Below are 23,305 nucleotides of genomic sequence, written 5' to 3' on the forward strand. Positions count from 1 at the left end.
GTTAGGACAGCCTAAACACACTACCCTTTCAACCGCGTATCGGCCCCGCGTTTTGGACATGCACAGCGGACAGGTCCCTCAGCCGGGTCAGGGCCGGTCAGGGCCTGACGAACGCCGCCCGCTCGGCCTCGACCCGATCCCGGATCACACAGTCCAGCGAGTGGTCGTTGACGACGCCCATCGACTGCATGAACGCGTACATCGTCGTCGGCCCGACGAACTTCCAGCCTCGCTTCTTGAGGTCCTTGGAGAGGCTGACCGAGGCGGGCGAGGTGGCCACCACCTCGGGAATCGTCAACGGCTCGGGCTCGAACCCCCAGACGTACGCAGCCAGCGACCCCTGCTCCTCGACGAGCTCGACCGCGCGGCGGGCGTTGTTGATCGACGCCTCGATCTTGCCGCGGTGGCGGATGATCCTGGCGTCCTGCAGCAGCCGCTCGACGTCGCCCTCGTCGAACTCGGCCACCTTGTGGAAGTCGAAGTCGGCAAAGACCTCACGGAACGCCGGCCGCTTGTTGAGGATCGTGCGCCAGGACAGCCCGCTCTGGAACCCCTCCAGGCAGATCTTCTCGAAGAGCCGTACGTCTCCTCCGCCCGGGAATCCCCACTCGGTGTCGTGGTAGCCCAGGAACTCCGGTGCCCCGCCGGCCCACGCGCAACGCGTCTGGCCGTCAGGGGCCAGGAATGGTGCTTCGCTCATCCAACCGACCCTAGCCGCGACCACCGACACCCCTTCAGAGGAGATCGCGGATCGAGGCGAAGTGAGCCCGGATCTCGTCGTCGGTCCCGGAACCGTAGATCCGGAGCACCTCGGCCAGACCGGGGGCGACGTCGCGGAGGGCGTCGGCGGCCTGCTGGAGCTCGCGGCCGGAGGCGACGGCACGAAGGACACCCCGCACAGCTGCACCGCCCTCGACCGCGACGACGCGGGCGCCGGTGGTCAGCTCGGAAGAGAGCTCGCGGATCTCGTCGAGGCGCTCGTTGATCTGGGACGTGGTGAGGTCGCCGGCGCCGGCCCCGAGGTCGATCAGGGCGTGCAGGCGCCCGAGCGCGATCGGGTTGGCGATCTTGACCCGCTGCCCGGTCATCAGGTGCGACAGCATCGCCGGGCTCAGCCCGAGCACCTTGGCGGTCGTCGCCTGGGTGAGACCCAGCGGAGCGGTCGCGCGGCGGACCAGGTCGCCGAGCGGCTCACCGTACAGCTCGCGCTGCTGCTGGATGTTCTCCTCGACGCCCATGCGAGCAATCTACACACGTAGACAAGAAGTTTGCAAATGTACTTGCAGCGTATACGTTAGTGAACATAAGGTGCGGGGCATGCGGAAAAGACTCGTGATCGCCACCGGCCTTGCCGGGGTCCTCACCGTGGCCGTGGCCGGCACCGGTGCCGCCCCCGCTGCTGCCGATGAGCAGAACCAGGGGACGTACGGCCGGATGATCCTCGTGCTCGACTCGTCCGGCTCCATGAAGGAGCCGGCCGGCGGGGGCACCACCAAGATCCAAGCCGCCAAGCAGGCGCTCGGCACCGTGATCGACGACCTGCCGGAGAGTGCCGACGTGGGCATGCGGGTCTTCGGCGCGAAGGTGTTCGGGCGCAAGCAGAAGGGCGCGTGCGAGGACACCCAGCTGGTCGTGAAGCCCGGGACGGGCAACCGCGACGACCTGAAGGCGGCGGTGAGCGGCTACAAGCCCTACGGCGAGACACCGATCCCGGTCGCCCTGAAGCGCGCCGCCGAGGACATCGGGTCCGAGGGGAAGCGCTCGATCGTCCTCGTCTCCGACGGCGAGTCGACCTGCGGCGACCCCTGTCCGGCAGCGCAGGCGATCGCCGACCAGGGCATCGACCTGCAGATCGATGTCGTCGGTCTCTCCGTCTCGGGCAAGGCGCGCAAGCAGCTGGAGTGCATCGCCGAGAAGGGCAATGGCACCTACTACGACGCCGACGACGCCGAGGGCATCGGTGAGTCGATCTCGGGCGCCTCCGAGCGGGCGCTGCGGCCCTTCGAGTTCACCGGTACGCCGGTGAAGGGCACCCCCGACTCCGCCGACGCCCCGCTCGTCAAGGCCGGGCAATACCTGGACACCGTCCAGACCCGCGGCGAGCGCTACTACCGCTTCGAGCGCACCGCGCCGGGCACCACCCTGCACTTCGGCCTGATCTTCGAGGGCGAGTCGGAAGACCTGGTCAGCAACCTGAGCCCCAGGATCAGCGTCCGGGACGACTCCGGCGAGCTGCGGGGCTGCCGGTGGACGGTGGTCCAGTCGACGACGTACGGCGACGGCAACCGGCTCATCTTCGGCACCACCCACAGCGGGGACACCGACCCGGAAGACCTCTGCAACACGGCCGATGAGCTGGTCCTGTCGACCTCGTCCGGCACCGGCGACGCCGGCGCGATCGCCGGGAAGCCGGTCCAGTTGATGGTCTACGAGGAGCCGCCGGTCAGCGCGGCCACGCTCGACGGCCTGCCTCCCCAGCCCGAGGCGCCCACCTGGACCGAGCTGACCCCGGGCGACCCGACCGACGGCATGGTGCCCGGCAGCACGATCGCGAACGCGCCGATCGTCGAGGACGGGACGTACTCCTTCGACATCAACCCGGGCGAGAACCAGGTGATCGGCGTCCCGGTCGGCTGGGGCCAGCACCTGGAGGCCCAGTTCGACGCTCGGATGACCGATGCGATCCGCAAGGAATGGGCGGTCGGCGCAGGGGTCGAGCTCGACGTCATCGGGCCGCTCGGCGGTGACGCGACGGTCGACGTCCGCGAGGCGCCGGAGAGCTGGTGCGACACCGGGCTGCTGCAGAACTGCCCGGACGCCTGGCGCACCGGCACCCTCTCCAACACCGTCGCCTACCGGAACCGGTTCGACACGTCCGACGCGACCGCCTCGACCGGGCTCCCGGGCGTTCACTACGTCCGGGTCCAGTACGGCCTGGACGAGAACATCAACGTGCCCTACACCCTGACGGTCAAGACCGTCGGGACCGCCGGCGAGGGCGAGCCCGACTACGAGAAGGTCTCGGGGCTCTCCGCACCGACCGCCGACCTCAACCTGAACGCCGCTGCCGCCGGGTCGGAGGCTTCCGAGGAGGACGGTACGGACGAGTCCTCCGGGAGCGGCTCGGGATCGGGCTCGGGTTCCGGTGAGGACGAAGGGTCCGGTGACACCGTCAAGCTGGTCACCGGCGTCGTCGGAGCCGGCCTCGGGATCGCCGCGCTCGCGGCGGCCGCTGTCCTGCTGATCCGGAGACGGCACGCCTAGCCGGATCAGCTCAGCAGGAAGGCACTGCCCGCCAGCAGCAGGACCCCGGCGAGCACCAGCGCGACGATCGGCCACACGGGCCGGTCGTCGCGCTGTTTCGTACGCCGCACCGCAGTCTTGTCCCGGGTGACCCGAGGCGTCGGCGGAGGCGGTGGCGGAGGTGGCGGCGACATGCGCCCCGAGGCGTACTGGTCCAGGACCTCGGCCTCGCCCGGCTCCCAGGGCCGCGCCGGCACGGCCTGGGCGAGCAGCTGGCGGAACTCCCCGGCGGACTGGGGCCGGGCGGAGCGGTCCGAGCCGATCGCCCGGAGCAGCAGCCGGCCCAGCGGTGTCGCCGGGACGTACGAAGGGTCGTGCGGTGGCCGCGCACCGGTCAGGAGGTGCAGACCCGTGACCGCGGCGGCGTAGAGGTCGTCGCGGGGATCGGGATCGAAGCCCTGGTCGGGCGCCATGTAGCCAGGCGTACCGATCATCACGTTGGCCTCGGTGAGCCGTGGCTGGTCGGTGGGTACTGCCACGCCGAAGTCGGAGAGCCGCACGTGAGGAACGCCCGCGCCGGTCACCTCCAGCAGCAGGTTGCCGGGCTTCACGTCGCGGTGCACCACGCCGGCGGCGTGCACGGCCTCGAGACCCGACAGGGTCTGATCGAGGATCGCGACGACCCACTGCTCGGGGAGAGCACCGAAGTCGCCCAGCAGCATGGCGACCGACCCGCCGCGCAGCAGCGGCATCGTGAACAGCACACTGTCGTCCTCGCCGGCCCAGCCGAGGGGAGTCACGACATGCGGATGATGGATCCGGGTGGCCTGCTCCCGGATGAACCGGAGCAGGGAGGAGGCGTCCCGCTGACGCAGCAGCTTGGCAGCTTTGACGGTGCCGTCTCGGCGGTCGTGGACCTGCCAGACTGCGCCCATGCCTCCCTCCGCGATCGGCTCCAGCAGCTCGTAGCGCCCCGCGAAGACCTCGCCCACCGGACGCTCAGATCTTGGTGCGGTGGAAGCTCTGGAAGCTGCGCGAGGCGGTCGGGCCGCGCTGGCCCTGGTAGCGGCTCCCGTACTTCTCGCTGCCGTAGGGGTTCTGGGCGGGCGAGGTGAGCCTGAAGAAGCAGTACTGACCGATCTTCATCCCCGGATAGAGCTTGATCGGAAGCGTCGCGACGTTGGCCAGCTCGAGCGTCACATGGCCGGAGAAGCCCGGGTCGACGAAGCCGGCGGTGGCGTGGGTGAGCAGCCCGAGGCGCCCCAGCGACGACTTCCCCTCGACCCGCGCGGCGATGTCGTCGGGCAGGCTGACGGTCTCGTACGTCGACCCGAGCACGAACTCGCCCGGGTGCAGGATGAACGGCTCGTCGCCCTCGGTCTCGATCTGCCGGGTGAGCTCGGACTGGTCCACGGCCGGGTCGATCGTGGCGTACTTGTGGTTGTCGAAGACCCGGAAGAACCGGTCCAGGCGTACGTCGACGGACGACGGCTGCAGCATCGACTCGTCCCAGGGGTCGATGACGATCCGCCCGTCGTTGATCTCGGTCAGGATGTCCTTGTCGCTCAGCAGCACGAGGCCCAACTTACCGGTTCCCGTGCGCATCGTTCGCCGCCGCCATACGCTGCGCTTGTGCGTCACAACTCCTATGTGACTCGGGCACTCACACTTTCCCTCGCGGTGGCTCTGTTTGCCGCCGGTTGCGGGTCGGATCAGGTCACGAATGCGGACGCTGGACCCTCCGCTGCCAGCGGCACGCCGGATGCCTCGGCGAGCCCCGCCAGCACATCGTCGGCATCACCGTCCCCACAGCCGTCGCGGGTCAAGTCGATCCAGGACGTGTACGTCTACGTCGAACCGTGCAAGTCGCTGGCGAGGTCCGATGCCTACTTCACGAGCGAGTCGGAGGTGAAGTCGCAGTTCGGCATCGCGAAGACCGGGTCTTCGGAATGGGCCGAGCAACAGAAGACCTTCCCATGGCTCGCCGACCTGTCGTCGGAACTGTCGACGGAACCGCTCTCGGCGACGTTCTGCTGGATCCTCCCGAAGGATGAGCCCGAGGACGACCCGAAGACCGAGACGATCCTCAACGTTCTCGAGTTCGAGGACGTTGCCACCGCGGCCGAAGAAGCGCCGTACATCACCGACGGCGATCCGTACTCCATCGGAGACCAGGCGACCATCAACGCCGGCGACGGTTGGGCAGCAGGCGCGGTCCGCGTCGATCGAGTGGTGCTCGTCGTCTCGCTCTGGGACGAGAAGTTCAACGCGGTCGCAGCCACCGCCACCGTCAAGAGCATGCTGAGCGACCTGGTTCCCACGGTTCTGCCCTGAGCCTCGGCACCATTTGCCACATGCGTCACAGATTCCGTGCCAGAGTCGTACGTCCCGGGGTAAACCCGATTGAATCGGAGCCATGGCACTGGATGCGCTGATCCCCGGCGGCTACCGCCGGTACGTCGCGCTGGGCGACTCCTTCACCGAGGGTGTCGGTGACACCGACGTCCGTCGCCCGAACGGCGTGCGCGGCTGGGCCGATCGGGTCGCCGAGGTGATGGCCGAGCGGACACCCGAGTTCACCTACGCCAACCTCGCCGTCCGCGGCCGCGGGATCGACCGGATCGTCAAGGAGCAGGTCGGGCGGGCGATCGAGCTCGAGCCGGACGTGGTGACGATCTACGGCGGATCGGTCGATCTGATGTGGCCACATGTGAACATCGATGACCTGCTCGCCACCTACGAGTCCGCGATCGGCGACCTGACCGAGACCGGCGCGAAGGTGCTGGTGTTCACCGCCTACGGAGCGCGGTCGACCACCGTCGGGCGGCTGCTCCGCGGACGCTTCGCGGTCTACAACGAGGCGGTGCGCGAGATCGCGCAGCGGCGCGGGGCCACGCTGGTCGACTTCTGGCGGATGACCGAGTACGACGACGCCGGCTACTGGGACGGCCACGGCTTCCTGGGCGCCCCCGGCCATCAGCTGATGGCGATCAAGGTCCTCGACACCCTCGGCGTACGCCATCACCTCCCCACCCCGAAACCACTGGTCGTCGAGGAACCGGGCCCGAACGGCCTGGCCGTCCCGATCCGCGAGGTCCGGCGGCTGGCCGCCCGCGCGCTCCCCTGGGCCGTACGCCGCATGCTTCGTGGCCCGGCAGGCGAGGGGCTGTCGGCCCGCTATCCACGGATGACGCGACTTTCCTGAACCGGTTCACACCTGGCCGGGTGTGTGGGGTAACATCCTGGTCGCACCTGCGGACGTAGCTCAGTTGGTAGAGCGCAACCTTCCCAAGGTTGATGTCGCGAGTTCGAATCTCGTCGTCCGCTCCATGGTTTCGGGCCGTGCCTTATGGCACGGCCTGTTTCCGTTGACTTGCACGATCCAAGTGACGCAGCACACGATCACGGGTGTTTGCGGCTTGCGTCCATTAAGATTGGGTTTCTGTTTTCCAATCATTGTGTGAACGACACGTAAAGGATCACGCGCCATGCCCGCGGGCTCGAGCAGCCGATTCACCGACGGACGAGTCCCCGATCACGGCATCGGAGATCTGTTCACCTACGAGGCGCGTCTCCAGGCACGACTCGACGTCGAGGCGGCCCTGGCCGAGGCCGAAGCGGCCGTGAAGGTGATCCCCGCGGAGGCCGGCGAGGCGATCGCCGAGGCCGCCGATCTGGACAAGCTCGACCTGGACCGCATCGAGAAGGCCACCGCCGAGCACAGCCACCCGCTGACCCCGCTGGTCGAGGAGCTCTGCCGGGTCGTCGGCGCGAAGCACGGCGGCTGGGTCCACTGGGGCGCCACCACGCAGAACATCACCCAGACCGCCGACCTGATCCTGCTGCGCCAGGCGCACGACAAGATCCTCGACCTGCTCGGCGACCTGCTGCGCTCGCTGTCGAAGGTCGCCGAGGCCGGCGCCGAGGTGCCGATGCCGGGGCGTACGCACTCGCAGCACGCGGTCCCGATCACCTTCGGCTTCAAGGTCGCAATCTGGATCGACGAGATCGCCGCCCACGTCGACCGGCTCCGTTCGGTCGAGGACCGCGTCTTCCGCCTCCTGATGGGTGGGGCCGCGGGCACGATGGCCTCCTTCGGCTCCCACGCTCGCGCCATCGAGACCGAGACGGCTTCCCGGCTCGACATGGGCTCGATGCCTGTCCCGTCGCGCGCGATCAACGACGGCATGGTCGAGTGGGTCTCGATCCTGGGGATGCTCGGTGGCACCGCCGGCAAGATCGGCAAGGACGTCTACTCGATGATGCAGCCCGAGTTCGGCGAGGCCTTCGAGCCGATCCCCGAGGGCACCATCGGCTCCTCGACGATGCCCCACAAGCGCAACCCGCAGCTGACGCTCGACGTGATCACCTCCGCCACCCAGCTGCGCGGGCTCGTCGCCCCGGCGATGGAGTCGATGCTCCACGACCACGAGGCCAACGGCGCCATGACCGGCATCCTCGAGGATGCGGTCGCGCAGGCCTCTCGCCTGGCCGGGGACGTACTGGCTCGGCTGGTCGTCATCTTCACCGGACTGACCTTCGACGAGGACCGCATGCGCGCCAACCTGGCCCTCTCCGGCGGGTTGATCGGCTCCGAGTCGCTGATGCTCGAGCTCGGCGAGCGGATCGGCCGCCAGGTCGCCCACGACGTCGTCTTCGAGCTGGCCCAGCGCGCCGCGGTCGAGGAGCTCGACTTCGCCTCGCTCCTCGCCGACTCCCCCGAGGTCTCGGAGCACTTCACCCGCGGCGAGATCGCCGGCCTGCTCGACCCCTCCCGCCACCTCGGCGAGTCCGCCAACATCGCCCGCGCCATGGCCGAGCATGCCCGCCGGGTCGCCGACACCATCCAGATCCCCGCCGTCTGACGCGGGCGTTGCGCCGACGCCGATAGGCTGCGTACGTGGCTTTCGAAGGTTTCCCCGTGGCAGCGCTCGACTTCTACGACGACCTCGAGGTCGACAACACCAAGTCGTTCTGGGAAGCCCACAAGCACATCTACAAGGAGTCGGTCCACGCGCCGATGAAGGCGCTCACCGACGAGCTCGCCGAGGAGTTCGGCAGCGCCAAGATCTTCCGGCCCTATCGCGACGTACGTTTCTCGAAGGACAAGCTCCCCTACAAGACCCACCAGGGAGCCTTCGTGGCCGTAGCGCCGCAGACCGGCTACTACGTCGAGGTCTCGCCCCGCGGCATCCGCACCGGTGGCGGCTGCTACTGGTTCGAGCCGCCCCGCCTGGCGGCCTTCCGTGACGCCATCGTCCACGACCACTACGGCGCTGACCTGGAGAAACGCCTCGCTGTCGCGGAGAAGAAGGGCTACGAGGTCACCGGCGACCGCCTCAAGACCGCCCCGCGCGGCTTCGACAAGGACCATCCCAAGATCGAGCTCCTCCGCCACAAGTCCATCCACCTCGGCCGCACCATCGGCTTCGAGCCGATCATCCACACCCCCGACCTCGTCGGCGAGGTGAAGAAGGACTGGCGAGCCGTACGTCCTCTGGTGGAGTGGATCGCCGAGCACGCGGTCGCGTGATTGCTGCTTCACGGCGGCGCGATACCCATTAGGGTGTGCCGCTGTGCGTACCTCAGCCCTCATCTCAGGAGCGGCGTCGCTTCTGGTCATCCCCGGAATCACGCTGACCGCCAGCACCGCGAACGCGGCCGCTACCTGCGGAGGGGTAACGGTCACTGTCGACATGAATCGGGGACAGACGCCGACGACGTCCTCCGATCAGGACTTCATCCTCGGCACGCCCGGCGCCGACACCATCTATGCCGACGCGAATGACGTCGTGTGCGGCGGCGACGGCGATGACAAGATCCACGCCACAGACATCGTCTTCGGGCAGAGCGGAAACGACGAGATCTGGTCGACGTACGCCTTCGGCGGGTCCGGCAACGACCGGATCCACGGAACCCCCGGCGGCGACCACCTGCGCGGCGGCACCGGCTCCGACGTCATCTGGGGCATGGGCGGCAACGACGCCATCCACGGTCACTACAACTCTGGCGACCGCATAGAGAGCAGCGGAACCGACAGCGGCGACACGCTCTACGGCGGTGACGGCCAGGACAACATCGTCGGCCAAGGGGGCAACGACCGTATCTACGGCGAAGGCGGGCGGGACAACCTCTACGGGTCGTCCGGAAACGACACCGTGTCAGGCGGCAGCGGTGACGACTACGTCCGAGGCGAAGCGGGCAACGACCTGCTCTACGGCGGCGACGGAGCCGATGGCATGAGCGGCGGCAGTGGCTCCGAGAGGATCTACGGCGGCAGCGGCCCCGACAGCATCCACGGGTCCGCCGGAAACGACAGCCTCTACGGCGGCCCCGGCCGAGACTGGATCACTGGCGCCGCCGGCGCCGACCACCTCGAGGGCGGCACGGGTGCGGACAGCCTCGTGGGTGGCGACGACCGCGATCGCCTTCTCGGCGGAAACGAGAACGACCGTCTGATCGGAGGCCGGGGCGCCGACATCGTGAAGGGTCAAGCGGGCCGAGACGACTGCGCCCCCGAGCCCGGGGCGGGCTCCACGTACTCGTGCACGGAGGTGGGTATGACGACCTCCAGGCCGCCGACCGGGGGCACCTACTGGACCCCGTGACGAGTTAGTCCCAGACGTACGAGCCCATTGCCGACCGGTAGAGGGGCGGGAACGTCTGGGACCACCTCCGATCAGGCTGAGGTGAAGCTCGCCATGGTGCGGTCCGGTTCCCAGAAGGCCTTCATCGACTTGATGCGGCCCTCGTCGTTGACCGTGTAGACCATGATCAGGTCGGTGGTGGTGTAGCTGCCGTCGGGGAAAGACGTCTTGATCCGGCCGATGTTGGCGCAGGTGTTGCCCTCGGGGTTGGCGAAGGAGTCGTTGATCTCGAACTCGAAGGTGTGGACCGAGGCGATGGCCTTCTCCCAGAACGCCTTGAGCCCCTCGTGGCCGTGGTGGCCCTTGCCCTCGGGGTCGAACATCGACGGGCCGACCGGGTCCTCGAGGACGCAGTCCTCGGCGTAGATCGTGAGCCACTCGTCGAGGTCGCCCTTGGCGACGGCGGCATAGGAGCGCTGCCCTGCCGTACGTGCGGGGTGTTCGTCGTCGGGGGCGTTCCAGGTGATGGCGTCGGAGGAGATCATGACCGAGATCGTACGCCGAAACTGAAACGTGTTCTACCTGATCGCCGACTCCCGCCCGGATAGGGTCGCCGGGTGACCGTCTCGGAGACCGCGCGCAGGAGCGCGACACCGGGGCGGGACTTCAACCGGCTCTGGCTGGCCACGGCGACGAGCCAGGCCGGGTCGACCATCGCGTACGGCGCGCTGCCGCTCGTCGCGGTGCTCGTGCTCGACTCCTCGACCTTCCAGGTGTCGCTGCTGGCGGCCCTGTCCGGGTTCGCGGCCGCCGCGGCGGGGATCCGGCTCGGGCCATGGATCGAGTACCGCCACAAGCGGCCGACGATGATCGGCGCCGACCTGATCCGCTTCACGGCCATGCTCAGCATCCCCGCGGCGGGACTGGTCGACCGGCTCACCTATCCGCACCTGTGCGTCGTCGGCGTCCTCGCCGCGACCTGCGAGCTCGCCTTCACCGCCGCCTCCGGCGCCCATCTGAAGGCACTGGTCGCCCCGGAGGCCAGACTGACCGCGACCAGCCGGCTGGAGACGACGTTCTGGACCACGTTCACCGCAGGCCCGCCTATCGGCGGCGCCCTGGTCTCCGTGGCGGGGCCGACCCTGACCGTGCTGGTCGACGCGATGACCTACCTGCTCTCGGCCCTCGGCATCCGCTCGATCCGTACGCCGGAGCCTCAGCCGCCGACGAGGAAGCCGCAGCATTGGCTGGCCGAGGTGACCGCCGGCTGGCGCTACATCCTCGCCCGGCGCGACCTGTGCTCGCTCTTCCTCAACGCGGCCCTCTTCGGCTCGGGCGTGATCGCGACCAGCCCGCTGCAGATGGTGCTGACCCTGCGGGTGCTCGGCATGGAGCCATGGATGTACGGCGTCGCCATGGGCGTGCCCTGCCTCGGCGGCATCCTCGGCGCCATGTGCGCACCCCGGCTCACGAACCGCCTCGGCGAGCGGGCGGTGCTGCTCGGGTCCGGGGTCGCCCGGACCCTGTGGACGATCCCGATCGCCTTCACCCCGGCCGGCCCCGTCGGGTTCGCCTGGTTCACCGCCGCCAACTTCGGGCTGATCCTCTGCGCCGGTGTCTTCAACCCGACCTTCGCCGCCTATCGGATGCGCGAGACCGCGGACGACCACATGTCCCGAGTCCAGGCGGCGTGGTCGATCACGATGAAGGTCGCCCAGCCCGTCGGCGTCCTGGCGGCCGGAGCGCTGGCCGCTGCGACGAGCCCGCGGACCGCGATCGCGGTGGCCGGAGGCGTACTTCTGCTTTCCTCCGCCCTGCTCCCGTGGCGTCGCACTGTGACGAAGACCCCTACCTGCGAGTAGCCCCGGGCTTGCCACCCCTTGAGGGCGAGCCTATTCTTAATGTTACCCGCCAGTAGTGCGTGCCGACCGGCGCTCCCGCAACTGGTACATCCGACAAAGGTTATGAAGGTGGATCAGTGAGCCACTACAAGAGCAATCTCCGCGACATCGAGTTCAACCTGTTCGAGGTCTTCGGCACGGACAAGGTCCTCGGCACCGGTCCCTTCGCGGATCTGGACGTCGACACCGCGAAGGAGATCCTCGCCGAGGTCGAGCGCCTTTCGCGTGAGGACCTCGCCGAGTCGTTCGTCGAGGCCGACCGCAACCCGCCGGTCTTCGACCCCAAGACCAACACCGCGCCGGTCCCGGCCGCGTTCAAGAAGTCCTACGACGCGTGGATGGACTCGGGCTTCTGGAGCCTGCACACGCCCGAGGAGATCGGCGGCCAGGTGGCCCCGAACTCGCTGGTCTGGGCGACCGCCGAGATGCTGCTCGGCGCCAACCCGGCGATCTGGATGTACGCCGCCGGCCCGTTCTTCTCGAAGGTCGTCTTCGAGAACGGCAACGACCGCGACAAGCAGATCGCCAAGATCATGGTCGAGCGCCTCTGGGGCTCCACCATGGTGCTGACCGAGCCCGACGCGGGCTCCGACGTCGGCGCCGGCAAGACCTTCGCCACGCCCAACGAGGACGGCTCCTGGAACATCACCGGCGTCAAGCGCTTCATCACCAGCGCCGAGTCGGACCTGCAGGAGAACATCATGCACCTCGTCCTCGCCCGCCCGAAGGGCGTCGAGGGCGTCGGCGGCCCGGGCACCAAGGGCCTCTCCCTCTTCCTCGTGCCGAAGTACCACTTCGACCACGAGACCGGTGAGCTCACCGGCGAGCGCAACGGTGCGTACGTCACCAACGTCGAGCACAAGATGGGCATCAAGGTGTCCAACACCTGCGAGCTCACCTTCGGCGACCCGCAGGTCGGCGGCGGCGAGGCCGCCCAGGGCTGGCTGCTCGGCGAGGTGCACGACGGCATCCGCCAGATGTTCGACGTCATCGAGAACGCTCGGATGATGGTCGGCACCAAGGCGATCGCGACCCTCTCGACCGGCTACCTGAACGCGCTCGAGTACGCCAAGACCCGCGTCCAGGGCGCCGACCTCGTCGCCGCCGCGAAGACGGACCCGCGCGTCACGATCACCCACCACCCCGACGTGCGTCGCTCGCTGCTGGTGCAGAAGTCGTTCGCCGAGGGCATGCGCGCGCTGGTCTACTACACGACCTCGTGGCAGGAGAAGGTCGTCCTCACCGAGGACGGCTCCGACGAGCACAAGCTGGCCGCCGCGGTCAACGACCTGCTGCTGCCGATCGTCAAGGGCTACGGCTCCGAGCGCGCCTGGGTGCTGCTCGGCACCGAGTCGCTGCAGACCTTCGGCGGGTCGGGCTTCCTGCAGGAGTACCCGATCGAGCAGTACGTCCGCGACGCCAAGATCGACTCGATCTACGAGGGCACCACCGCGATCCAGGGCCAGGACTTCTTCTTCCGCAAGATCGTGAAGAACCAGGGCGCCGCGCTCGGCCAGATCGCCGGCGAGATCCAGGCCTTCCTCGACAACGAGGGCTCCGCCGAGCTCAAGGAGTCGCGTGCCCTGCTCGCGACCGCGCTCGAGGACGTCAACGCGATCGTCGGCCACATGTTCAACGACCTGATGGCCTCCCAGGAGGAGATCAGCAACATCTACAAGGTCGCCCAGAACACCTCGCGCCTGCTGCTCGCCGTCGGCGACGTCGTGGTCGCGTGGCTGCTGCTGCGTCAGGCCGAGATCGCCCTCGCCGCCCTCGCGGGTGACCCGGGCAAGGACAAGGACTTCTACACCGGCAAGGTCGCCGCCGCGAAGTTCTTCGCCTCCTACAACCTGCCCAAGCTGACCGCTGAGCGGGCCATCGCCGAGGCGATCGACAACTCGATCATGGATCTGCCCGAGTCGGCCTTCTGAGGTTGATCCACAGGTTCTGATCCGCTCGTACGCTGCGGCCCGCCCGGTTCTCCGGGCGGGCCGCGGTGCATCTCGGTGCCCGGAATGAGTTGGGCACCCGAAGTGGTTGATGAGTCACGTGACCTCTGTGACCGAGCCCCGGCTTCATACCAGCTCCGCGCATCACTCTCGTGGGTTCTGGTCGGTGGCGTTCCTGTTCGCGGTGACGATGGGCTTCGCGGCCGCGCCCGCACCGCTCTACGTCTTCTACGTCGACGAGCAGGGGTGGAGCTCGTTCGTGATCACCCTGGTGTTCGCGACGTACGGCGCCGGGGTGGCGATCTCGCTCTTCCTCGCCGGCCACCTCTCGGACCGGTTCGGGCGACGGCGGGTGGTGGCGCCGGCGGTGCTGCTCAACGTGCTCTCCGCGCTGATCTTCCTCTCGACCCAAGAGCTCGGCTGGCTGCTGCTGGCGCGACTGCTGTCCGGGCTCGGCGTCGGGATGCTGACCGCGACCGCGACGGCCCATCTCGCCGAGCTGCACCGGAGCGCGCGCCCGGGGGCGCCGTCGACCCGGGCCGAGGTGGTCGCGACCGCGGCCAACATCGGTGGCCTGGGGCTGGGGCCGCTGATCGCCGGCGCCCTGGCCGAGTGGGCGCCGCGACCGCTCTACACGCCGTACGCGGTCTTCGCGTTCCTGATGGTGCTCGGGCTGCTCGCGGTCGTGGCGGCGCCGGAGACGGTCGACACCGACCAGCCGGGGTGGACCTACCGGCCGCAGCGGGTACGGGTGCCGGCCGACTCGCGCGGCGCGTACTTCGCCGCGGGGATGGCGAGCTTCGTGGCGTTCGCGATGTTCGGCTTCTTCACCTCGCTGGTGCCGTCGTTCCTGGCCAATGACCTCGGTCTCCACTCGCACGCCGTCGCGGGCCTGGTCGGGTTCTCCATCTTCGGGGCTGCGGCGCTCTTCCAGGTGCTGGCCGGAGGCTGGCCGCGCCGTCGGCTGTACGTCACCGGGCTGGTCGCGCTCACCGCCGGGCTGCTTCTCGTGGTCGGCGCACTGCTGTCCGGCACGTTCTGGTTGCTGGTCGTCGGGGCCGTCGTCACCGGGGCCGGATCGGGGATGTCGTTCAAGGCGGCGGTCGCCACCGTGATCTCGGTGGCGCCGGCGAACAGCCGTGGCGAGGCGCTTGCCGGGCTCTTCCTGATGGCCTATCTCGGGATCACGGTGCCGGTGGTGCTGCTGGGGATCTTGGTGCAGTACGTCGCGACCGAGCCGGCGATGCTCGCCTTCGGCGCGCTCCTGTTGGTGCTGCTCGGGGTCGCGGCTCGCGGCGTGGCCGGGGCGCGGCGTACGGCCTGACCTGCGGCGGACCCGTGATGCGGGGGACGGTATGGGGGTCTGAACCGGCTGGGTAGCGTGACGCGCCACCCCCAACCCTCTGGAGTTCTGTCATGACCATCGGCCTAGGGATCATCCTGCTGGTCCTCGGACTCATCCTGCTCACCAGCGCCGTGGATCTGCCCGACGAGCTCGCCAACGCGATCGCCAGCGAGCCGCTGGGCTGGATCTTCGTGATCGCCGGCGGCCTCGCGATCGTGATCGGCGTGCTGCTGTCGGTGAACCGGTCCCAGCACACCACCGCCGTCGAGCACCGCCAGTACGACCCCGGCCCCTACGGCGGTGGCCCACAGGGTGCCTACCCTCCCGGCCCTCCGTCGCAGGGGCACTACCCGCCGGCCGGCCAGCCCATGCAGGGCGCGCCTCACGGTCAGCAGTTCGGCTCCGGCCACCCCGGCGGCCGGGCCTGACCCGTTCAGCGGCGGCGCGTCGGGCGTAGCTGGTCGCGGGCGGCTCGGCGTACGGCTTCGCTCAGGTCGTCCAGCGCGATCGAGTCGAGGCGCCAACGCTGCCAGAAGAGCTGGACGTCGATCGGTTTCGCGCCCGGGAGCGGGATCGTCGTCCGGTTCTCGAGGTCGGCCTCGGCCTGGGCGTCGAGGAGCATGCCCCAGCCGAGGCCGCGCCTGATGGCCTCGTGGAAGTCGTGGCTGCTCGGGACGCGGTGGATCACCGGCGGCCGGGTCGCACCGTGCGCCGCCAGCACCTCGTCCTGGAGGTGGTCCTTCTCGTTGTAGACGATCATCGGGATCGCGCTCCAGTCGATGCCTCTGCCCTTGCGGTGGCGCTCGATGAGCGCCGGGGTCGCGCCGGGGGTGTAGCGGAGCCTTCCCAGGGGCTCGGCGGTGCAGCCCTGGACCGGTCGAGGCTCGCTGGTGACCGCCGCGAGGGCCTCGCCGCGGCGTAGCGCGTCGGCCGAGTAGCCCTGGTCCTCCACGGTGATCCGCAGCGCGGTCCGATCCCAGGTCGCCACCTCGTCGAGGACCGGACGGAACCAGGTCGCGAGGGTGTCCGCGTTGACCACGATCGACAGGTCCACGACGGTGTTGTCGCTGGTCTCGTCCGTGCTGAGGGTCGCGGCGGCCTCGGTGAGGAGCAGGCGGAGCTGCCGGCCGTGCCTGATCAGGGGCTCGCCGGCCTCGGTGGGCGTGCAGGGAGTCGTACGCCGCACCAGCACCTGCCCGGCCGCGCGCTCGAGCGCCCGGATCCGCTGGCTGACGGCGCTCGGAGTGATGTGGAGTCGTCTCGCCGCGGCGTCGAAGGTGCCTTCCTCGGCGATCACGACGAGGGTCTCGAGCTGGGTCGGATCGAGGGCGGGCACGCCTTAAGTATGGCTTATCTTCGGTTAGATTCTTTCGCTGGCCTGTAGAGGGGCAACGGCTTAGCGTCGTCGTCGTGATCAACGCAAGCCTCGCCGGGCTCCTCACCGGGCTCAGCCTCATCATCGCCATCGGGTCCCAGAACGCGTACGTCCTGCGGCAGGGCATCCTCCGCTCGCACGTGCTCGCCGTGGTGACCGTGTGTGCGGTCTCCGACCTCCTTCTCATCTGCGCCGGGGTCGCCGGCATGGGGGCGGTCGTCGAGAGCGCCGGGTGGGTGGTGGAGGTGCTGCGCTGGCTCGGGGTGGCGTTCCTCGGCTGGTACGGCATCGGGTCGTTCCGGCGGGCGCTGCGGCCCTCGGGGATGGATGCCGCCGATGCTCCCCGCGAGGCACTCCCCCGCGTGCTCGCCAAGGCCGCCGCCTTCACCTGGCTCAACCCGCATGTTTACATCGACACACTTGTGCTCCACGGGTCGATCGCGGCGACCTACGGCTCGGCGCGATGGGGGTTCGCCATCGGCGGCTGCCTGGCCAGCATCATCTGGTTCGCCGGTCTCGGCTACGGCGCCCGGCTCCTCGGGCCGCTGCTCGCCAGCCGGCGTGCCTGGCAGGTGCTCGACAGTCTCATCGGGTGCACGATGCTCGCGATCGCCGGCGGGCTCGCAGTGGGTGGGCTGGGCTGATCGGGCGGTCCGAGGATCAAATCCCTCCATTGCGTGGAGCGGCCGCCTAGTGTGGCCGCATGCCGTGGACGACCTCCGACATTCCTGACCTGACCGGCAAGAACGCCGTGGTGACCGGACCGACGCTGGGCGGGATCGGCTACTTCACCGCGCGCGGCCTCGCCGCCGCGGGGGCGCGCGTGGTCCTCGCGGGGCGGTCCTGGGAGAAGCTCGACGCGGCCGCCGCCGCGTTGGCCGAGGAGGTGCCGGGCGCCAGGCTGGACAGGGTCGCGCTCGACCTCTCCTCGCTCCAGGCGGTGCGGGCCGGCGCCGAGGCGATCGCGGCGGCGACCTTCGAAGGCGGCGGCCCGCTGCACCTGCTGGTCAACAACGCGGGCGTGATGGCGACGCCGCAGTCGCGGACCGTGGACGACCTCGACCTGCAGATGGCGACCAACCACTTCGGGCCGTTCCTGCTGACCGGGCTGCTGCTCGAGCCGCTGTCCGAGAGCGGCGAGGGACGGATCGTGACCGTGTCGAGCATGATGCACAAGCTGGCCCGCAAGGCGCCGCTCGGCTTCCCGACGGTGCAGGTCGGGCGGTATTCGCCCTGGAACGTCTACTCGCAGTCCAAGCTCGCCAACCTGCTCTTCACCTTCGAGCTCCAGCGGCGCCTGGAGAAGGCGGGGCTGCCCATCGCCGCGTACGCCGCCCACCCGGGGCTCGCCTCGACACATCTCATGGCGAACGGCACGTCCAGGAGGCTGATCGCGCCGATCGCGAGCATCAGCGAGGCCGCCGTCCATGCCATGGCCCAGACTCCCGAAGCGGGTGCCTGGCCTGCGCTGATGGCGGCGACCTACCCGGGGCTGGAGCCCGGGACGTACGTCGGGCCCGGCGACGCCTTCGAGGCTCGCGGCGCGCCGAAGCCGGTCGCCGCGACCCGGCTGGCGCACGACCCGGAGGCGGCCCGGGCGCTGTGGGAGCTCTCCGAGCAGACCACGGGTATCGCCTACCCCTGACCAAAGTCTGAGGCGGGTCGCTACCTCCGGCCGATGCCGCGACGGCGCCCCGACTTCTAGATTCTTCAGGGTGAGCAAGAAGGTCCAGATCTGGTCGCGGACGATCTCCGGCACCACCCATCATCTCGAGGTGACCGGCGAGATCATCCGTCGGTTCGTGTGGACCGTCGACGGCGAGGAGGTCCTCGCCAAGAAGACCTCCGACGACCGGGCCCGGCTGGAGAGCAAGGAGCACGGCGCCCTGCTCGTGATCCACTCCGGCCTCGGCACCCCGCGGCGGGCCACCTACTTCGCGCCCGGCGAGGACCTGGCCGGGCTGGCCGGCATCGGTGGGATCGACCTCACGCCGGAGCCTGGGTCACGGGCCGCTGCGTACGAACGCCGGGTGATCGACCACCCCAAGCGCTACGCGCTCATCGAGACCCTCGGCGGCGCCGCGGGCGTGGTCGGCGGCATCGTCGCGGCGATGGTCGTCGCGTGGATCGTCGCCCGGATCTCGCTCCCGGACATCGACCTCCCGCTCCCGAACCTGCCGGACCTCCCCGACCTGCCGCTCCCCGACCTCCCCAGCATCCCGTGGCCGTCGATCCCGTGGCCGGACCTGCCGGACGTACAGGTCCCCGAATGGGTGAAGTGGGTCGCCAACCATCTGAAGTACGTCTGGCCCATCATCCTGGCCTTCGTCCTGGCCCAGGGCGAGATCAAGCGACGCCGCAAGCATGCCGAGGCGTCAGGTACGTCGGTCGAGGCGTCACGCCCGTCGGCCGAGAAGGCAGCGGATGACGACTCGGCCGACGCGAGCGACGCCTCGGCCGACCTGACCGACGCTTCGGCCGACACGGGTGACGCCTCGGCGGAGGAGGGTCAGCGGCGGGGCTTGTAGGTCGGCTTCTCGCGCTTGAAGGCGGCCTCGCGGGCGATCTTGGTGTTCTCGCCGAAGAGGAGGCGGAGCTGCTCGATGCGCTCGCGGGAGAAGGTGCGCTTGATGGGGGCGTACCAGGTGTCGTTGAACAGGCGCTTGGCGGCGGCGAGCTGGTCGGGGGAACGCTCGGAGAGCTTGCGGGCGAAGGCGGTCGCGGTCGCCACCGGGTCGGCGGAGAGCTCGGTGACCAGGCCGAGCTCGTAGGCGCGCTCGCCGGAGAACTGCTCGGCGGTCATGGTGAGCTTCTTGGCGGTGTCGATGCCGACGACCTCGGAGAGGGACCGGATGCCGGTCATGTCGGGGATGATGCCCCACTTGCCCTCGAGGACCGACCACTGCGAGTCGGGCTCGGCGATGCGGAAGTCGGCGCCGAGCGCGATCTGTACGCCACCGCCGAGGCAGTGACCGTGGACGGCCGCGATCACCGGGACCGGCAGCCGGCGCCAGGCCCACACCGACTCCTGAAAGAGGTTGGTGCCGCGGAAGGGCACCGGCACGAACGCGCCGACGATCTTCTTCGGATCACGCAGGACCGAGGCGAAGTCGAGACCGGCGGTGAACGCGTCCCCCTCACCGGCGATGACCACGGCGCGCAGGTCGTGGTTCTTGCCGAGCACCTTGGCGGTGTCGACCAGCTCCTGGAGCAGCTCGAGGGTCAGCGCGTTGAGCTTGTCCGGGCGGTTGAGACGCACCTGGGCGATGCCGTCGTTGATTTCGGTGGTGACGAGGGGCATGAGGAGAACATTACGGGGGAGTAGGCATGATGGGGCACATGGCTGACCCACGCGCTGGAACGCTCGCTACGCCCGCCGACCTGGTCGACGTACCTCACCTGGTCGCCTCCTACTACAACCTGCAGCCGGACCCGGAGGATCCTGCCCAGCAGGTCGTCTTCGGCACCTCGGGGCATCGTGGGTCCTCGCTCAGGTCGGCCTTCAACGAGACGCACATCCTGGCCACGACCCAGGCGATCGTCGACTACCGGACCTCGCAGGGCATCGATGGGCCGCTGTTCATCGGGTGCGACACCCACGGCCTCTCCGAGCCCGCGTGGGCGAGCGCGCTGGAGGTGCTGGTCGCCAATGACGTACGCGTCCTGGTGGACGACCGCGACGGCTACACGCCCACGCCGGCGGTCTCGCATGCGATCCTTCGCGCCAACGCGGGCCGGCTGTCGGGCTCCGGCCTGGCCGACGGGATCGTCGTCACCCCGTCGCACAACCCGCCCTCCGACGGCGGCTTCAAGTACAACCCGCCCCACGGCGGCCCCGCGGACTCCGACGCGACCAAGGTGATCGCCGCCCGCGCCAACGAGCTGATCCGGGCCGGGCTCACCGGCGTCAAGCGGGTGCCGTTCGCCGCCGCGAGGCGGAAGGCCGAGGCGTACGACTTCCTGGGCACCTACGTCGACGACCTGCCCCACGTCGTCGACCTGGCCGCCATCCGCGATGCCGGCGTGCGGATCGCCGCCGATCCGCTGGGTGGGGCCTCGGTCGCCTACTGGGGCGAGATCGCCGAGCGGCACAAGATCGACCTCAACGTGGTCAACGAGCTGGTCGACCCGACCTGGCGCTTCATGCCACTGGACTGGGACGGCAAGATCCGGATGGACTGCTCCTCCCCCAGCGCGATGGCCGAGCTGGTGCGGTTCCTGGAGAGCACTCCGGAGTTCGACATCGCCACCGGCAACGACGCCGACTCCGACCGGCACGGGATCGTCACCCGCGATGCCGGGCTGATGAACCCCAACCACTTCCTCGCGGTCGCGATCGACCACCTCTTCGGCGGCGCGCGCCCCGGCTGGCCGGCGACCGCACGGATCGGCAAGACCCTGGTCTCGTCCTCGATGATCGACCGGGTCGCAACGTCGCTGGACAAGCCGCTGGTCGAGGTCCCGGTCGGGTTCAAGTGGTTCGTGCCGGGACTGATCGACGGCTCGTTCGGCTTCGGCGGCGAGGAGTCGGCCGGCGCCTCGTTCCTGCGCTTCGACGGCACCGTGTGGACCACCGACAAGGACGGCATCATCCTCGCCCTGCTCGCCTCCGAGATCCTGGCGCACACCGGGAAGTCGCCGTCGCAGCGCTATGCCGAGCTGGTCGCCGAGCTGAATCCTGGGGGCGACGGCGAGCCGGCGTACGCCCGGATCGACGCCCCCGCCTCACGCGAGGAGAAGGCGAAGCTCGCCGGCCTCTCCCCCGAAGCCGTGACCGCGACGAGCCTGGCCGGCGAGGAGATCACCGCCAAGCTCACCGAGGCGCCCGGCAACGGTGCGGCCATCGGTGGCCTGAAGGTGACCACCGAGTCCGCCTGGTTCGCGGCCCGGCCGTCGGGGACCGAGGACGTCTACAAGATCTACGCCGAGTCCTTCCGCGGGCCGGACCACCTGGCCGCCGTCCAAGCGGAGGCCAAGGAGGTCGTGGCCTCGGCATTGGGCTGAGGTCCCTCAGCGGGTCCAGAAGGGGCGCTCGGCGTCCTCACGCACCGTCACGTTCACGCGGTTGAACAGGTTGTGGGTGGCGATGCAGAGCACCAGGGCGGCGGTCTGCTTCTCGTCGTAGTGCTTGGTGACCTCGCGCCAGAGCTCGTCGGAGACGGCCTCCTCGGAGTCGGCGAGACGGGTGACGGCGTCGGCGAGGGCGAGGGCCGCCTTCTCGGCCTCGCTGAAGAAGGGCGACTCACGGAAGGCGGCGAGGCCGACGATCTTCTCGATCGGGAGGCCGACCTCCTCAACGCGGACGGCGTGACCCTGGAGACAGGCCGCGCAGCCGTTGAGCGAGCTGACGCGCATCGCGATCAGCTCGGTGGTGGTCTCAGGAAGGCCCCCGTCGGCCACTGCGGCCAGGAGGTTGCCGATGCCCTTGTAGGCCTGCGGGATGACGGTGGCGGGGTTCTTCATTCGGTTGCTCATGTCATCCCCGACCCGGCTGAGCGGAAGGGTGTGACAGATCCGGGAAAGAATTTTTCTTTCCCTGAACCCGTCACATCTGGTCTGCTTCGCGGGTCGGGTCCATGAAGGAAGAATGCCGATCGAGAGGACCGATGATGCAGCAGGAGTGGCTGGCCGAACGTTTCGAGGACGAGCGGCGGCACCTGTTCGGGGTGGCATACCGGATGCTCGGATCGACCTCCGAGGCCGAGGACGCGGTCCAGGACGCCTGGCTCCGGCTGAGCCGGAGCGACGCCGACGAGATCGACAACATCGGCGCCTGGCTGACGACCGTGGTCGCACGCGTCTCCCTCAACATGCTCCGCTCGCGCAAGACCCGCGGCGAACAGCCTCTCGAAGATCGACTGCCCGAACCCACGATCGTGCTCGACGACGCCACCACCCAGGACCCGGCCGAGCGCGCGATGCTCGCCGACTCGGTCAGCATCGCCCTCCTCGTCGTCCTCGACCAGCTCTCCCCGGACGAGCGGCTGGCCTTCGTGCTCCACGACCTCTTCGCCGTGCCCTTCGACGAGATCGCGACGATGCTCGACCGCTCCTCGGACTCGACGCGTCAGCTCGCGAGCCGCGCGCGGCGCAGGGTGCGAGGACGTACGCCTGAAGACAACGTCCCCGCGCAGCGCGAGGTCGTCGACGCGTTCTTCGCCGCCGCCCAGGGCGGCGACCTGGACCGGCTGATCGGCGCCCTCCACCCCGACGTCGTCCTGCGGGCCGACATCGGCTCCGGGATCACCACCTACCGGGGAGCCGCGAAGGTGGCGGGCAACGCGGTCATGTACGCCCACGCCGACCGCGTCACCCACGCCGCCCTGGTCAACGGCTCCGCCGGCGTCGCGATCACCTTCCACGGGAAGCTCTACAGCGTCATGGCCTTCACCGTCGTCGACGGCAAGATCACCGAGATCGAGGCGTACGCAGCACCCGACCAGGTCGCGACGCTCGCCGAGAGCCTGGGCATGGAGTCAGCGCACGCCTAGGGCCTAGGCGGCCTGGCGGCGGGGTCGGCCGCGGCCGCGCTTGTGGGTGACCACCTGGCCGCGCTCGACGATCTCGCCGCCCCAGACGCCCCACGGCTCGGAGCGGGCCAGAGCACCGGAGAGACACTCACGCATCACCGGGCAGTCGAGGCAGCGGTCTTTGGCCACCTCGAGGGCGGCAGGGGACTCTGAGAACCACAACGCAGAGTCGTCTCCGTGGCACGGCAGGCCGGCGGCGTACAAAGGCGGGATGATCTCCAAGGGCACCACTCGAGAATCTGCGCCTGAGGTAGGCCCGCACATCGGGAAACTACCTTAGATCTCCCCTGAGGAGCTCCCCTGAGATTCTCCCGAAGGGGAATCGTTTCGGACTCGTGATTCGCGTTTACACCCCTCTTCATCGCAAATCTCTCT

Annotated in this window: 24 protein-coding genes and 1 tRNA gene; 16 read left to right on the plus strand and 9 right to left on the minus strand. The window is 69.3% G+C overall.

Features of this window, described 5'->3' with window-relative positions; translation table 11 throughout:
* Nucleotides 1-97 precede the first annotated feature (97 nt).
* Both ACIRON_RS00330 and ACIRON_RS00335 read right to left on the minus strand, forming a co-directional pair.
* Nucleotides 98-700 (minus strand): DNA-3-methyladenine glycosylase I, encoded by a 603-nt coding sequence (locus ACIRON_RS00330; RefSeq protein ID WP_402987421.1) that lies wholly within the window; start codon nt 698-700, stop codon nt 98-100.
* A 34-nt stretch (nt 701-734) separates the two neighbouring features.
* On the minus strand, nt 735-1,238 hold the full coding sequence (locus ACIRON_RS00335) for a DNA-binding protein (protein WP_143033715.1): 504 nt from the start codon (nt 1,236-1,238) through the stop codon (nt 735-737).
* 79 nt (nt 1,239-1,317) lie between these two features.
* Here ACIRON_RS00335 and ACIRON_RS00340 point away from each other — a divergent pair, with 79 nt between their 5' ends.
* Nucleotides 1,318-3,264, plus strand: a complete 1,947-nt coding sequence (locus tag ACIRON_RS00340; RefSeq protein WP_402987424.1) for a VWA domain-containing protein — start codon at nt 1,318-1,320, stop codon at nt 3,262-3,264.
* A gap of 5 nt (nt 3,265-3,269) precedes the next feature.
* On the opposite strand, the gene ACIRON_RS00345 is transcribed toward ACIRON_RS00340, so the two are convergent.
* Both ACIRON_RS00345 and dcd read right to left on the minus strand, forming a co-directional pair.
* Nucleotides 3,270-4,235: a serine/threonine-protein kinase gene (locus tag ACIRON_RS00345; RefSeq protein WP_402987426.1), complete on the minus strand. Its 966-nt coding sequence runs from the start codon at nt 4,233-4,235 to the stop codon at nt 3,270-3,272.
* A 7-nt stretch (nt 4,236-4,242) separates the two neighbouring features.
* Entirely contained in the window at nt 4,243-4,818 is a 576-nt protein-coding gene (gene dcd, locus ACIRON_RS00350; RefSeq protein ID WP_045547715.1) for a dCTP deaminase, read from the minus strand.
* 264 nt (nt 4,819-5,082) lie between these two features.
* Between dcd and ACIRON_RS00355 the strand changes: the two genes are divergently transcribed.
* The 6 genes from ACIRON_RS00355 to ACIRON_RS00380 all read left to right on the plus strand — a co-directional run bounded on the left by ACIRON_RS00355 (nt 5,083) and on the right by ACIRON_RS00380 (nt 9,851).
* Nucleotides 5,083-5,577, plus strand: a complete 495-nt coding sequence (locus ACIRON_RS00355) for a hypothetical protein (RefSeq protein WP_402987429.1) — start codon at nt 5,083-5,085, stop codon at nt 5,575-5,577.
* A gap of 82 nt (nt 5,578-5,659) precedes the next feature.
* On the plus strand, nt 5,660-6,448 hold the full coding sequence (locus ACIRON_RS00360; protein WP_402987431.1) for an SGNH/GDSL hydrolase family protein: 789 nt from the start codon (nt 5,660-5,662) through the stop codon (nt 6,446-6,448).
* Between the two features lie 49 nt (nt 6,449-6,497).
* A tRNA-Gly gene (locus ACIRON_RS00365) sits at nt 6,498-6,573 on the plus strand.
* A 158-nt stretch (nt 6,574-6,731) separates the two neighbouring features.
* Nucleotides 6,732-8,108: an adenylosuccinate lyase family protein gene (locus ACIRON_RS00370; RefSeq protein ID WP_402987433.1), complete on the plus strand. Its 1,377-nt coding sequence runs from the start codon at nt 6,732-6,734 to the stop codon at nt 8,106-8,108.
* Nucleotides 8,109-8,143: 35 nt separating this feature from the next.
* Entirely contained in the window at nt 8,144-8,776 is a 633-nt protein-coding gene (locus tag ACIRON_RS00375; protein WP_091045454.1) for a DUF2461 domain-containing protein, read from the plus strand.
* A gap of 163 nt (nt 8,777-8,939) precedes the next feature.
* Nucleotides 8,940-9,851: a calcium-binding protein gene (locus tag ACIRON_RS00380; RefSeq protein WP_402987435.1), complete on the plus strand. Its 912-nt coding sequence runs from the start codon at nt 8,940-8,942 to the stop codon at nt 9,849-9,851.
* Nucleotides 9,852-9,922: 71 nt separating this feature from the next.
* On the opposite strand, the gene ACIRON_RS00385 is transcribed toward ACIRON_RS00380, so the two are convergent.
* A complete protein-coding gene (locus ACIRON_RS00385; protein ID WP_402987437.1) occupies nt 9,923-10,375 on the minus strand; it encodes a nuclear transport factor 2 family protein in 453 nt (150 codons plus the stop codon).
* Nucleotides 10,376-10,447: 72 nt separating this feature from the next.
* Between ACIRON_RS00385 and ACIRON_RS00390 the strand changes: the two genes are divergently transcribed.
* The 4 genes from ACIRON_RS00390 (at nt 10,448) to ACIRON_RS00405 (ending at nt 15,453) form a co-directional block, all read left to right on the plus strand.
* Nucleotides 10,448-11,692: an MFS transporter gene (locus tag ACIRON_RS00390; protein WP_402987439.1), complete on the plus strand. Its 1,245-nt coding sequence runs from the start codon at nt 10,448-10,450 to the stop codon at nt 11,690-11,692.
* 116 nt (nt 11,693-11,808) lie between these two features.
* Nucleotides 11,809-13,662: an acyl-CoA dehydrogenase gene (locus ACIRON_RS00395; RefSeq protein ID WP_091045445.1), complete on the plus strand. Its 1,854-nt coding sequence runs from the start codon at nt 11,809-11,811 to the stop codon at nt 13,660-13,662.
* Nucleotides 13,663-13,846: 184 nt separating this feature from the next.
* Nucleotides 13,847-15,004, plus strand: coding sequence for an MFS transporter (locus ACIRON_RS00400; protein ID WP_402987442.1), 1,158 nt, complete (start codon nt 13,847-13,849; stop codon nt 15,002-15,004).
* A 92-nt stretch (nt 15,005-15,096) separates the two neighbouring features.
* Complete coding sequence (locus tag ACIRON_RS00405; protein WP_402987444.1) at nt 15,097-15,453, plus strand: hypothetical protein; 357 nt, start codon at nt 15,097-15,099, stop codon at nt 15,451-15,453.
* 5 nt (nt 15,454-15,458) lie between these two features.
* Here the strand turns inward: ACIRON_RS00405 and ACIRON_RS00410 are convergent, their stop codons facing one another.
* A complete protein-coding gene (locus ACIRON_RS00410; protein ID WP_402987447.1) occupies nt 15,459-16,361 on the minus strand; it encodes a LysR family transcriptional regulator ArgP in 903 nt (300 codons plus the stop codon).
* Nucleotides 16,362-16,435: 74 nt separating this feature from the next.
* Here ACIRON_RS00410 and ACIRON_RS00415 point away from each other — a divergent pair, with 74 nt between their 5' ends.
* The 3 genes from ACIRON_RS00415 (at nt 16,436) to ACIRON_RS00425 (ending at nt 18,928) form a co-directional block, all read left to right on the plus strand.
* Nucleotides 16,436-17,044: a LysE/ArgO family amino acid transporter gene (locus ACIRON_RS00415; protein ID WP_402987450.1), complete on the plus strand. Its 609-nt coding sequence runs from the start codon at nt 16,436-16,438 to the stop codon at nt 17,042-17,044.
* Nucleotides 17,045-17,103: 59 nt separating this feature from the next.
* Nucleotides 17,104-18,045: an oxidoreductase gene (locus ACIRON_RS00420; protein ID WP_402987453.1), complete on the plus strand. Its 942-nt coding sequence runs from the start codon at nt 17,104-17,106 to the stop codon at nt 18,043-18,045.
* 70 nt (nt 18,046-18,115) lie between these two features.
* Complete coding sequence (locus ACIRON_RS00425) at nt 18,116-18,928, plus strand: hypothetical protein (protein WP_402987456.1); 813 nt, start codon at nt 18,116-18,118, stop codon at nt 18,926-18,928.
* On the opposite strand, the gene ACIRON_RS00430 is transcribed toward ACIRON_RS00425, so the two are convergent.
* Nucleotides 18,910-19,701: a crotonase/enoyl-CoA hydratase family protein gene (locus ACIRON_RS00430; protein WP_091045429.1), complete on the minus strand. Its 792-nt coding sequence runs from the start codon at nt 19,699-19,701 to the stop codon at nt 18,910-18,912. The genes ACIRON_RS00425 and ACIRON_RS00430 overlap by 19 nt on opposite strands.
* A 38-nt stretch (nt 19,702-19,739) precedes the next feature.
* Here ACIRON_RS00430 and pgm point away from each other — a divergent pair, with 38 nt between their 5' ends.
* On the plus strand, nt 19,740-21,404 hold the full coding sequence (gene pgm / locus ACIRON_RS00435; protein WP_402987460.1) for a phosphoglucomutase (alpha-D-glucose-1,6-bisphosphate-dependent): 1,665 nt from the start codon (nt 19,740-19,742) through the stop codon (nt 21,402-21,404).
* Between the two features lie 6 nt (nt 21,405-21,410).
* Here the strand turns inward: pgm and ACIRON_RS00440 are convergent, their stop codons facing one another.
* Complete coding sequence (locus ACIRON_RS00440; RefSeq protein ID WP_402987463.1) at nt 21,411-21,875, minus strand: carboxymuconolactone decarboxylase family protein; 465 nt, start codon at nt 21,873-21,875, stop codon at nt 21,411-21,413.
* Nucleotides 21,876-22,009: 134 nt separating this feature from the next.
* Here ACIRON_RS00440 and ACIRON_RS00445 point away from each other — a divergent pair, with 134 nt between their 5' ends.
* Entirely contained in the window at nt 22,010-22,891 is an 882-nt protein-coding gene (locus ACIRON_RS00445) for a sigma-70 family RNA polymerase sigma factor (protein ID WP_402987466.1), read from the plus strand.
* A gap of 3 nt (nt 22,892-22,894) precedes the next feature.
* Here the strand turns inward: ACIRON_RS00445 and ACIRON_RS00450 are convergent, their stop codons facing one another.
* Complete coding sequence (locus tag ACIRON_RS00450; protein WP_292649912.1) at nt 22,895-23,158, minus strand: WhiB family transcriptional regulator; 264 nt, start codon at nt 23,156-23,158, stop codon at nt 22,895-22,897.
* Nucleotides 23,159-23,305 lie beyond the last annotated feature (147 nt).

This window comes from Nocardioides sp. NPDC101246 (assembly GCF_044767415.1).
Classification (GTDB): Bacteria; Actinomycetota; Actinomycetes; order Propionibacteriales; family Nocardioidaceae; genus Nocardioides.